The sequence below is a fragment of the Methanosarcinales archaeon genome (assembly GCA_014859725.1).
In the GTDB taxonomy this organism is placed as follows: Archaea; Halobacteriota; Methanosarcinia; order Methanosarcinales; family Methanocomedenaceae; genus Kmv04.
In genome coordinates this window covers 1-12,276 of record JACUTQ010000004.1, presented here as the reverse complement: position 1 = coordinate 12,276, position 12,276 = coordinate 1, and the positions used below count along the sequence as shown (strand labels likewise).

Annotated in this window: 11 protein-coding genes; 8 read left to right on the top strand and 3 right to left on the bottom strand. The window is 43.8% G+C overall.

Annotation, left to right across the window (positions count from 1 at the left end; genetic code table 11):
- Nucleotides 1-190 precede the first annotated feature (190 nt).
- Complete coding sequence (locus IBX40_00785) at nt 191-892, bottom strand: FAD-dependent oxidoreductase (protein ID MBE0522865.1); 702 nt, start codon at nt 890-892, stop codon at nt 191-193.
- Nucleotides 893-909: 17 nt separating this feature from the next.
- Entirely contained in the window at nt 910-2,151 is a 1,242-nt protein-coding gene (gene hmgA / locus IBX40_00780; GenBank protein MBE0522864.1) for a hydroxymethylglutaryl-CoA reductase (NADPH), read from the bottom strand.
- A 188-nt stretch (nt 2,152-2,339) separates the two neighbouring features.
- Between hmgA and lonB the strand changes: the two genes are divergently transcribed.
- From lonB to IBX40_00765, 3 genes are read left to right on the top strand one after another with little or no spacing between them, the layout of a single operon-like run.
- On the top strand, nt 2,340-4,259 hold the full coding sequence (gene lonB, locus IBX40_00775; GenBank protein ID MBE0522863.1) for an ATP-dependent protease LonB: 1,920 nt from the start codon (nt 2,340-2,342) through the stop codon (nt 4,257-4,259).
- A gap of 9 nt (nt 4,260-4,268) precedes the next feature.
- On the top strand, nt 4,269-5,618 hold the full coding sequence (locus IBX40_00770; protein ID MBE0522862.1) for a TldD/PmbA family protein: 1,350 nt from the start codon (nt 4,269-4,271) through the stop codon (nt 5,616-5,618).
- Nucleotides 5,615-6,946: a TldD/PmbA family protein gene (locus tag IBX40_00765; protein MBE0522861.1), complete on the top strand. Its 1,332-nt coding sequence runs from the start codon at nt 5,615-5,617 to the stop codon at nt 6,944-6,946. Before IBX40_00770 ends, IBX40_00765 begins: the two co-directional genes overlap by 4 nt.
- A gap of 17 nt (nt 6,947-6,963) precedes the next feature.
- Here the strand turns inward: IBX40_00765 and IBX40_00760 are convergent, their stop codons facing one another.
- On the bottom strand, nt 6,964-7,347 hold the full coding sequence (locus tag IBX40_00760; GenBank protein ID MBE0522860.1) for a hypothetical protein: 384 nt from the start codon (nt 7,345-7,347) through the stop codon (nt 6,964-6,966).
- A gap of 164 nt (nt 7,348-7,511) precedes the next feature.
- Between IBX40_00760 and ftsA the strand changes: the two genes are divergently transcribed.
- The 5 genes from ftsA (at nt 7,512) to IBX40_00735 (ending at nt 11,755) form a co-directional block, all read left to right on the top strand.
- Nucleotides 7,512-8,870, top strand: a complete 1,359-nt coding sequence (ftsA, locus tag IBX40_00755) for a coenzyme F390 synthetase (protein ID MBE0522859.1) — start codon at nt 7,512-7,514, stop codon at nt 8,868-8,870.
- A gap of 22 nt (nt 8,871-8,892) precedes the next feature.
- Nucleotides 8,893-9,363 carry a class I SAM-dependent methyltransferase gene (locus tag IBX40_00750; GenBank protein ID MBE0522858.1) on the top strand — a complete coding sequence of 157 codons (471 nt, stop codon included), beginning with the start codon at nt 8,893-8,895 and terminating at the stop codon, nt 9,361-9,363.
- A gap of 104 nt (nt 9,364-9,467) precedes the next feature.
- A complete protein-coding gene (locus IBX40_00745) occupies nt 9,468-10,652 on the top strand; it encodes a sorbosone dehydrogenase family protein (GenBank protein MBE0522857.1) in 1,185 nt (394 codons plus the stop codon).
- A 39-nt stretch (nt 10,653-10,691) separates the two neighbouring features.
- Nucleotides 10,692-11,009, top strand: coding sequence for a hypothetical protein (locus IBX40_00740; GenBank protein ID MBE0522856.1), 318 nt, complete (start codon nt 10,692-10,694; stop codon nt 11,007-11,009).
- Between the two features lie 377 nt (nt 11,010-11,386).
- Nucleotides 11,387-11,755 carry a histidine phosphatase family protein gene (locus IBX40_00735; protein ID MBE0522855.1) on the top strand — a complete coding sequence of 123 codons (369 nt, stop codon included), beginning with the start codon at nt 11,387-11,389 and terminating at the stop codon, nt 11,753-11,755.
- Nucleotides 11,756-12,276 lie beyond the last annotated feature (521 nt).

Genomic DNA, 12,276 nt, shown 5'->3' with positions numbered 1-12,276 from the left:
TATCACCTCTCTCATCAAGATTTGACACACACCCGGAAACGATTGCAGTGGTAATGATACATACCAAAATCAAATAGCTATCTTTCATTGAGATCCCTTCTCCCATGAATAATTATTACCTGAATAATTATCATACTCCAAAGGGGATTATCTTTTCTCTCGAAAATTTACCTTTTCTATCAAAAATAAATCAATATCCGAAAAAATCCTCAAATAATATCATATTATCAGGAATTTTCATTGATCTCAATAATTCTCTCATACTTTTAACCATAACAGGCGGGCCGCAGATATAGAACAACCTTTCGTGAAAATCAGGGACTTCTCTTTCAATCATGTTTCGATCGATCCTACCGCAAATACCTGTCCAATTATTAGTTGGCCTGGTACATGTAAGGACAATGGAAAAATTGGGGTGTTGTTTAATCATTTCCTGGAAGTCATCCTTGAAAATGATATCATCTTCTGTCCTGTTACTGCATATCATTACAATATCATTGTCAATGCCTTTATCCATAGAATATCGAATCATGCTTCTAAAAGGGGTTACTCCAATCCCGCCAGCTAACATGACAATCTTATTCTCATCTTCTTTTAGCGTAAAAGACCCGAAAGGCCCCTCCAGGTTCAGAGAATCTCCCACTTGCAGAGCTTTCAACCCCTCTGAAAATTCGTGTCCGGTGAATTTCTTGGTAAATTCAATAAATTCCTGTTCAGTAGGACTGCTGGATAAAGAGAATGCTTTCCGGACTATCTGGTGGTTAAGGTCCAGTTGAACAATGATATATTGGCCTGGAAGGTATTGAAAATCATGTGGTCTTTTAAACCTGAAACTGCTAATATTATTTGATCGAATAATTATATCAGCGATCTGAAACTTTGAAAAAATCATTTCCATCCTTTTATTCCTCATTTCCTTCCCAGTTGTTGATGTGCCCGTGCCAGATGTCCGGCTGCCTGGGCCCCGATTAATGATATTTCGCCTGCCAGCACAGCCGCTCCAATAATCTCGGCTAATTTCTTAGCATTGGTCCCCGGCGGATCTCCTGCTCCGGCTACCCCTAATATTTCAAGACATTCACGCTGGGTAGCTATACCTGTGCCTCCTCCTACGGTTCCTACCTGAATTGCGGGCAGAGTGACACAACAGTGAAGGTCCCCTTCCTTTGTTAATTCCATGGTGGTTATGGCACTGCTGGCCTCTACCACATGGGCTGCATCCTGACCGCATGCTAGATACATAGCTGCCACAATATTTGCCACGTGAGCATTAAAACCTGTACTCCCTGCCCTTGCTGAGCCTAACAGGTTCTTTTTGTAATTGACCTCTGCCATTGAATCAGGAGTGGTTTTGAGTTTGGTACTTACCAGGTTTCTGGATATGACCACTTCGGACACTACAGTTTTCCCCCTGCCAAGAATATTGTTAATGGCAGAGGGTTTTTTATCAGTGCACATATTACCTGAAAGGGAGATAAGTTCAACATCAAATTGGTCTGTGATAAAACTGGAAATGGCCTGGGATGCAATTGTTACCATATTCATACCCATAGCGTCCTTGGTATCGAAACCAAACCTGAGATATATGTTGTTTCCCACCACAAAGGGCGCAATATTCAGCAGTTCCCCGAACCTGGTAGTTTCAGAAGCCCTGGCTTTCATGGCTTCAAATTGCCTGGGATCATTGACCCAGTCCACAAATTCTCTGGCCTGTACCACATCCCTGGCCTTGAATACTGGTGCACGGGTCATCACATCCTGGAATATTCTTACACTTGCCCCCCCAGAGGCCGATATTACCGAACAACCACGGTTAGAACTGGCCACAAGGGCACCTTCTGTTGTGGCCAGGGGTAGATAGAAATCTCCCATGGCATATTCTCCATTGATGGTAACAGGTCCTGCAACACCCACAGGGATCTGGATCGCTCCAACCATATTTTCAATATTATGTCCTGATACTTCTGTCTCATCAATAGAAAATTTACCAATATTATCCAGTTCCGTTCCTGTTAAAGTTGCCAAAGCAGTCTTTCGTAATGTTACGGCGTCTTTAATGTTCATATACTTGTCAATTTCGTGGAATTTAATCTCACCATTTATCACTTTTTGTACAATTTCTTCTTTAGTAATTCCCGAATCCCTGTTCATAGATGGATTTTTCTACAGTAACATATTTAACTCTGGCGAAAAAGGATAGAGTAAAAAAATAATGAAAATAGCACTCCTGGCAAAATAAGTTTATAAGCATATAAACTGATAACTATATATAATATTAATAGGTTATTAAATTTATATATTTTGAATTATATAATAAGGGGAATATTGTGACAGAGAGCATTGAAAATACTAATAATGAAAATATAGAAGACCTGCTTGGCGGGCTTGATATTTCCTCCACTACCGAAATGGAAGTACCTGAACAGTTGATCGATCAGGTTATCGGGCAGGAACATGCTGTAGAAGTTGTAAAAAAAGCGGCAACTCAGCGCAGACATGTGATGATGCTGGGTACCCCTGGCACTGGTAAGTCCATGCTGGCCAAAGCTATGGCAGAGCTTTTGCCTAAGGAAGAACTCCAGGATGTACTTGTTTACTATAATCCCGAGGAAAACAATACGCCAAAGATCAGGGTAGTCCCTGCCGGCAAAGGTAAAGAGATCGTGGACGCCCACAAACTTGAGGCAAAAAAGCGGATGCAGGCCCGCAACATGTTTATTATGATTTTCGTGTTCGGGATTATTATCTACTCATTCTTAACCCAGGCATTGATATGGGGTATAATAGCTGCAGTATTGATCTTTATGGTCCTGCGTCAGTTCATGCCAAAGGAAGAGACATATATTCCCAAAATGTTAGTTTCAAATGCCGGTAAAGAGATTGCGCCATATGTGGATGCCACTGGTGCACATGCAGGAGCCTTGCTGGGAGATGTAAGACATGACCCCTTCCAGAGCGGTGGTCTTGAGACCCCTGCCCACGATAGAGTGGAGGGTGGAGCTATACAGAAAGCACATAAGGGTGTGCTGTTCATTGACGAGATAAATACCCTTGGCCTGGAATCACAACAGAATCTGCTAACTGCGCTGCAGGAGAGGGAATTTCCAATCACAGGGCAGAGTGAACGATCGTCAGGTGCTATGGTAAAGACAGATCCTGTTCCATGCGATTTCATTATGGTCACGGCAGGAAACCTGGACGCTCTAAAAGGTATGCATCCGGCATTGCGATCCAGGATTAAAGGTTACGGTTATGAAGTGTACATGAGTGACACCATTCCTGATACAGCAGACCACAGGCGAAAGCTTGTGCGCTTTATTGCACAGGAAATTAAGAAGGATGGCAAAATCCCCCATTTCGATAAGACTGCTATTCAAGAGATTCTCAGGGAAGCCAGGCGTCGGGCTGGAAGGAAAGGCCATCTTACATTGAAATTGAGGGACCTGGGCGGTCTTATTAGAGTTGCAGGCGATATCGCGAGGGCCGAGGGAGCAGAACTGACCCTTGCAGAGCACGTATTAAAGGCTAAAGTAATTGCCAGATCAGTTGAACAGCAGCTTACCGACCAGTACCTTGAACACAGAAAAGATTACAAGATGTTCGAACGCACAGGTGCTACTGTTGGCAGGGTCAATGGTCTTGCTGTCATGGGCAATGATTCAGGAATCGTGCTGCCGATCATGGCAGAGGTTACACCAGCCCAGTCCAGTTCAGAAGGCAGGATAATTGCTACCGGCATGCTAAAGAAGATTGCCAGGGAAGCAGTGGATAACGTATCTGCCCTTATTAAAAAGGTCAGCGGTAAGGATAACACAACCATGGATGTTCATATCCAGTTCATTGGTACATATGAGGGCGTGGAAGGGGACAGTGCATCCATAAGTATTGCCACAGCCGTATTATCCGCATTTGAGAATATTCCAGTGGATCAGACAGTGGCTATGACAGGTTCGTTATCTGTGAGGGGCGATGTACTGCCTGTAGGTGGTGTGACCTATAAGATCGAGGCTGCGGCACAGGCAGGGATCCAGACAGTGATCATTCCGAAATCAAATATGGGCGATGTGCTGATCGAGGATGAATATAAGGATAAGATCAGAATTATCCCGGTTTCCAATATCACCGAAGTGCTGGATAATAGTCTAGTTGGAGATGAAAAGAAAAAACTGATCGAAAGGATCAAAAAAACAGCCCAGGTGCCTTTACTGAGTCTGAACCTTTCGGATAATATTTCGAGCACGCCCACACCAGTACCTTAATCGGGCGGGATAGAATTGACGCAGCACACTGATTTTTATGATACCAGGATACTAAGAACCACAGGACTCTCAATACTTATTGATAACGGGGAGATCCATGAAATCTCAGAAAGTTTTCACCAGGGTGCTGCCTCCAGGGCCCTGGTTGGGGGATCATGGGCACTTGTTACTTCAGATAACCCGAAGGATGCCGGTAAAATATTGGAATCAGCAGTAACGCTTGCCAGCCGCACCCATCTGAAATCTCCACGAGCAAATATTGAACTGGCATCAGTGGAGCCTTCGGTAGTACATGACCTTCCAAAAGTGGAAAAAAATCCAGGTGATATTTCCATTGAGGAAAAGGTTGGCCTGTTACTTGAGATTCATAAAAGGGCCAAGTTACAAGATATTACCAGTACCAGTGTGGTCTATTCTGAAAGCTTTACAAATGTGGAATATATCAATTCTGAAGGTATCGAAACTGAATACAACCTGGTCAGGACCGGTTTTGCAGTAAATGCTGTAGCATCGCAAAACGGAATTTTTCAGATAGGAAGGGAGAGCAGGTTTGGTGTGTGTGGCTATGAACTATTTGACAGATATGATGCCCTGATGCTGGCTGAGAAGGCAGGCAATACAGCAAGGGACCTGTTGTCAGCAAATGTACCAAAAGGGGGCAGAATGCCTGTAATACTCGACCAGGAACTGGCAGGTGTGTTCATTCACGAGGCTGTGGGTCATGCAGTTGAAGCAGATCACGTGATCGAGGGCAATTCCATACTGGCAGATAAGGTTGGCAGCCAGATCGCAGCACCCTGTGTGACGGTAATAGACGATCCTTCAATGCACGGTTTCGGTTATTACCCTGTGGACGACGAAGGGGTGGAATCAGTTCCTACTACATTGATCAGGGATGGGATATTGACATCATATCTGCATTCCAGGGAAACAGCAGCCCAAATACCAGGGACCGGACTGCCGGGACATGCCAGGTCCCAGGGATTGTCCAGGCCAATTATCAGGATGAGTAATACATATATCGAGAACGGAGATTCGAATTTTGAGGAAATGCTTGAAGAAATGCAGGACGGAATCTATCTGATTGGCAGCAGAGGGGGCCAGGTAAATCCAGGTGAGGGTGTGTTCCAGTTCAATGCGGAACGTGGATTTATGGTAAAAAGCGGTGAACTGGCCGCGCCACTCAGAGATGTTTCATTGTCAGGACATATTCTTGACATACTGATGCACGTTAAGCTGGCTGCCGGTGATAAGAAAATGAATTCAGGGCAATGTGGAAAAGGCGGGCAGATAGTATCCGTTTCTGATGGATCGCCTCACATTCTGATATCTGAAGCCACGGTAGGGGGCAGCGGATGAGCGATATTAATCTAATCTATAATATGGCCGAAAAAGCGCTGAAAGCGGCCCGGCAGGCAGGTGCCGATGAGGTTGAGGTATTCGGACTATCAGCCAGGAGCATCCATGTGGATATCCAGCTTGATAAGATCGACCTCGCCAGGGAAACCCACAGCAGAGGTTTGGGTATCAAGGCCATTGTAGGTGGTGCCATTGGTTTTTCCTCAACTAATATGCCCCTACATATCGAGAATGCTGCCCGGGCTGCAGTAAGCTCGGCAAAGGTGCGGGCAAGTGACCCTGAATGGACCGGACTGGCCAGGGGTTCCACATACAAAAAGGTTGCCAGGATATTTGATCCCAGGATCGAGAGTGTGGATATTGATACCTGTATCGAACTTTCCACCAGTATGATAGAGGGGGCAGTCTCTGCAGAAGAAGCCATTCCGACCACTGGAAAGTTCACCTGTTCAAGTTCTGATTACCTCATACTAAATACCAGTTGTGTGGAAGTTAAAGAAAAGACCACCAGGATCGACGGGTATATGGAATGCAGGTCCGGAGAGGGTAATGGACTGGCGAACGCTTACGAATTTGATATTTCACGAAATCTGGATATTGATTTTTATCATATCGGGGAGGAAGCGGCCAGACAGGCGGCAGCTTCAGTTAATGGTGTGGGGATAGAAACCTGCGAGACCGAGGTGCTCTTAAAACCCAGTGCTATAGCAGATATACTTGAGAGTACTTTATTACCCTCCCTGAGTGCTGATAATGTCCAAAAAGGGCGTTCAGCACTAACAGGCAAAATGGGAGGTCAATTGACTGTTGAGGGGCTGGACATCGTGGATGATGGAATGCTGGAAGGAGGTATCGGTTCAGCCAAATCCGATTATGAAGGAACGCCGTCAAGAAAGAACCATATTATTCGCAATGGTGAGCTTTGCACGTACCTGTACGATACATATACTGCAGGTAAAGGTGGAGTGGAATCAACTGGTAATGCCGTAAGGAACAGTTATGCACAGACCACATCCATTAATATTCGCAACATGAAACTGGAATTCCCGCCCAGTGATGTGATTGCTGAAACTCCAAAGGGTTTACTTGTGGGTTCAGTAATAGGTGCTCATACTGCAAATCCTATTTCAGGGGATTTTAGTGTGGAGGCCAGAAATTCATTTTTGATAAAGGACGGGGAAGTTGGAAGTCCGATAAAGTCAGCGATGCTGACTGGAAACGTGTTTCAGTTGCTGCAAAACATAAATGGTGCGGGAAGGGATGTGAAAGTACTGGGTACTATCATAATCCCGACCATAAAGGTGTCAGGCCTTAAGGTTGTGGGATGAGATAGTACATTGTTAATTCACGATGATTGGATGGTAACTGTCCCTTTATATAGAGAAACATCAAATTTTGTGATGACTTCCACATCAGCAGTTTCACCAACAGCACCGAAATCACCCTGAATCTTTATCACATCTTTTGGATCAACAGTTCTTTCTGCCACCATAATATCGTTTACGTAGAATTTCATACCCACCTTTGACGTGGTTCCACTGGCCACCATACTCAAGGTATCAGTTTCATTATCATCAATGATCTTTATATGCAGGAATCCAATGTCACAAGCAGGAGATTTGTTAAATGGGCCAATACCAAAAAGAGGTGAGGCAAGCAATGCTATTAAAATCAATAAAGATATTACGATTATACCCAGACTAATGTTACGTATGTTCTTATCTTCCATAATATACCCTCGGATTGTATTAGGTTGTAAAATCAACTCCAAATATCTGTTCTGTTTTTATTTATATTAATAATAACTATTTCTGAATGAAGCCAATTTCACCTCCAATTGTTTATAGTATACATCTATTTATAGATAAAGTTAACAAATTATATTGTGGGGAAATGAACAATATGAGATTGTATCTGGACGAAGAATTAGAAACAATGGAACGTGGGGACCTGGATGTTCTCGTCGATGAGCGGATAGACTATACTGTTGATTATGCAGCCGAACATTCTGAGTTCTACAGAGGCTGGTTTCGCAGGCATGGAATACATGCGGCCGATATTCGGACACATGAGGATCTATTGGAACTGCCCATCATATCGGGTAAGACCATTCGAGAGCATCAGCCGCCTGAAACACGGGACTTTGAGTTCAAGAGTACTGATTGGATGGATATCTACACGATCCATGAAACATCTGGCACCAGCGGGACCCCGAAGTCTTTTTTTCTAACCTGGGATGATTGGCAGCGATATGCAGAAAAATATGCCAGAATATTTACTTCGCAGGGCTTTGGCAAGGGTGATAGAGTCGTGGTCTGCGCATCATATGGGATGAATGTGGGTGCCAACACCATGACCACTTCGGCCCATGAGCTGGGCATGACCATCATACCTGAAGGCAAGTGTACCTTCCCGGTGCGTGTTATTACTTCATACCATCCCACTGCTATCGTGGGGAGTGTGTTCAAACTGCTGAGACTGGCAGGGAGGATGCAGGCACAGCATATGTCACCAAAAGAATCCAGCATTGAACGCCTTGTTGTTGGAGGAGAGAGCTTTGCAGAAGAGTCGCGGCAGTACCTGGCAGAAATCTGGGGATGCGATGTGTACAATACCTATGGAAGCACCGAAGGGACGATGTGCGGTGAGTGTACCGACCTGAGCGGTCTTCACGTGCCAGAAGATATGGTGCACCTGGATATTTATGATCCGCAGATGGGTGGTTTCGTGCAAGATGGGGACTGCGGCAGGGCAGTGCTAACCACACTTTTACCTGTAGGGGCAAAGTGCGGGACATTACTCCTCAATTATGACACTGAGGATACTACTGTGGTATTATCCAGAAAACAATGTGCCTGCGGAAGAACGCATATGAAGATCGAAAATCCGCAGAGGGAAGCAGAAACAGTCTGGGTCTCAGGTTTTCCATTCAATAAGGTAGATGTGGAACGGGGTGTTTTCCAGAGGGAGAATATGGAGTACCTGACCGGAGAATATGAGGCTTTCCTTTATGGGGGAGATGATGAAGGTGAGACTACGTTACGGGTAAGTATGGAATGTCTGGACCCGGTTCAAAGTGATAACAATGCAATAGAAGAGAATTTTCTGAAAGCCTTTTTCCGGTTCAAACCGGGCTTCGCTCAGATCCATGACGAAGAGACGTTCAAGATCATATTCAATTTCACAGGTCCCAAAGGGCTGGAAATGTATAAGTTGAAGGGGCGTCCGAAACGTTTGGTAGATAGACGATAAAGATGATAAGGAGAGTGTGGAATTGGATAGAATTAAAAGGGCAAAGATGAGGCGCAGGTTTTTCAGGAACCTGGCGCCGGCCTATGATGCCAGTGCACGTATGGTATTATTCGGATACTATTACCATATGAGACGCCAGGTGAGGGAAAAGATCGATATCAAGGAAGGAATGCGTATACTGGATATAGCTTCGGGTACCGGTTATGTGGCAGAGATATTAAAGCCTGCTGATGTGGTTTGCACCGATATTACCGTTGAGATGTTGAACCGTGCCAGGCACAAAACAGATGCCATGTTCGTGCTGGCCGAGATGTTCAGGACCCTTAAACCGGGAGGCGATATCGTGGTAATGGATGTGGTGCAGCAGAAGTCATTGCTGAAAAAAATAAAGTTCCAGGTGTTCCATACATGGGTAGATCAGAGAGCTGCACATTATATGAAGCTTGAGGATCTTGAAAAGGGATTTGATCAGGCTGACAATTTCAATCTGTAGTGGGAGATGGAGGAACTGGTGGCATTAGTGTGGGGAAAGAAAAAACCAATAGATATTACACCTTGAATATATCAACTCATAATACATAGGGGGAGTTTATCGAAATGATAAAGGTGGGATTGAGAAAAAAATTATGGATAGTTATCAGTGCGATTGGAGTAGTATTAATAATCCTGGCAGCACTATATCTCGTTGTGGGTATCAGGCCGTCAATCGATTCCGCATCTCTCGCTGTTATTGATTTACCTCCTGGCTTCGAAATAGAAATTTATGCAGATGATCTTGGCAGCAGTCTGCTCTCATATCCGGGGCCAAATGCTGCAACAAGGATGATGATGCTCAAGGATGACGTGCTCTTTGTTTCACTTACCAGGCAGGGCATGATTCTGGCCCTTCGTGATACTAACGGTGATAAACGGGCTGATGAAACCGCAGTATTCATCGATGATCTTAACAACCCGCATGGATTGGATTTCCATGAAGGCTGGTTCTATATTGCTGAGGAGCAACGGGTGGTCAGGGTACTGGACATAAATGGTGATCTTGTCGCTGATAGAGATACTATGGAGATCCTTATTGACGATCTGCCGGCAGGGGGTCATTTTACCAGGACCGTAAAGATCCATAATGACAGTCTGTATTTGAGTGCAGGTTCGTCCTGTAATGTCTGCATTGAAAAGGATGAAAGACGCTCAGCCATTACACGATGCAATCTTGACGGCACAGAGTGTCAGGTCTTTGCCAGGGGACTCAGGAATGCGGTGGGATTTGTATTCCATCCCCTGACTGGTAAGATGTATGCTACTGAGAACGGCCGCGACTGGCTTGGAGATGACCTGCCCCCGGACGAGATCAACCTGGTGGAAGAGGGCAAGAACTACGGCTGGCCCATTTGCTACGGCAGGAATATCCATGATACGGATTTTGATAAGAATGTGTATATCAGAAACCCATGCATGGAACCTTTTGAGATTCCCAGTTTGGTGGATCTGCAGGCCCATTCTGCTCCGCTGGGACTGGCATTCTATTATGGCTCCAATTTTCCGGAAGAATACAGGGGCGATCTGTTCGTTGCATATCACGGTTCATGGAACCGCAATGTACCTACAGGTTACAAGATCGTCAGGATAGATATGGACGACCTTTCAGTACATGATTTCGCAACGGGATGGCTTCAGGACGGTAATGTGCTGGGCAGGCCGGTGGATATTATAATTGCAGGGGACGGTTCGCTGCTGGTCAGTGATGATAATGCAGGCAGGATCTACAGGATCTATTACGAAGGGTAAGCGAAACTGATTTGGTCGTTCCCTGTATTTGAAAAGGCAATGGGACACGATGCCATCCTGCAGATACGAGCCGATAGGGAGATCACGGACAGTGAGACAAGGTCGATATATAACATCATTGAGCGCTACAGCGGTCATGCTGATTGTGAATTCCTGGATGTAAAAAAAGGGATTGACCTATACATTTCAAGCATGAACAGTGGCAGGCATATTTCTTCCAAGATCATGAAAGTACTGGGAGGAAGCAAGAAAGAGAGTACAAAATATCTCAGATTGCAGGACGGCAAGGTAGTATACAGGTTCACCATACGGGTGAAACTCCCTGTTGAACCATCAACTGCCAGGTATGGATTTTAATTCTGGCACCGATGCTATAGGCGGTTAAATATTTTGTGTACCCCGGCTAATAATATCACCACCGGCAATTGGTTCTAATGTTTAGCGCATATATGACGTTTTTCCTGATAGCAAAGGCAAAACGTGTAAAAAAACATCGAATGAAATATTTATGTAAGATTTGACCAATAAATTACGGGAGCGAAAATATGGCACTTTCCCATTTTTCAGTTATTTTTCAGACACCGACTTTAGGTGAAATTGGTGTAAATCAGTGTTAATCCGCGTCTGAAAAAATAAAAAGACACGGATTTCGCGGATTTACACGGATTTGTAATCGCATCTGCATCTGATATATTCGTTGGAATAACTGGATTTTGGAACTGTGCCGAAAATATATGAATAAAATAATAATAGCATTACTATTAATTTTTGTTCTATTCATTACAATCTTTGTCGCCCCAGGTTTGATCAAAAGCAATTCCAATGTTGCTGATGATGGCAATGAAAATTGGGATGATTCCCAATGTTCAGTCCCAACAAAGATAATTCTTGTCCGCCATGGCCAAACTTCCTGGAATGTATTAGGGATTTTGCAGGGTAATGCTGATGTTCCTCTTGATTCAACTGGTGTTATTGAGGCGCAGGAACTGGCAGTCAATACTTCTGAAAAGACAGTCGATGCCGTCTATTCCAGTCCACTTTCCCGGGATTATGATACAGCCCGGGCGATTGCGGCTGAGCACCAGCTCTCTGTAGAAAATTAAATTTCGCATTTTAATGATTTAGGGATCAAGACAGATGAATAGTACTCTACTCAATCCTTTAAATATCCATAAATCTTATCATGATAATCAATATCTACGAATAAAACCATCTCATCATTTTCATTAATAGAAAAGACTAATACAAACGAACTATCGATATGAACTCGTAGTAAATGTTTCATATCATGGGCTAGAGGCTTATAATGATCTTATATTCCGCAGGTATATTTTGAAAACAAATCTTTTTTAAAAACATTGAATTATGTCGGATGATTCTGGTTTTCTAAATTTTTGAAAAAATGGTTCGAAAAGATGCATGTATTTTTCTGCCGAAATTGGCAAATCCTATATTCAAAACATGTCTTCTATAAGTTTACAATATAAATATAATATTTTAGAGATATGTAAAACCACTATCAGTAAAAATTATTAAAAAATTTCAGATACCTGCGGAAAGTGAGATGATGGGGATTTTGTAATATTTCCTCCATCTTTTTCATCACTATTTCATATCGTTTCCT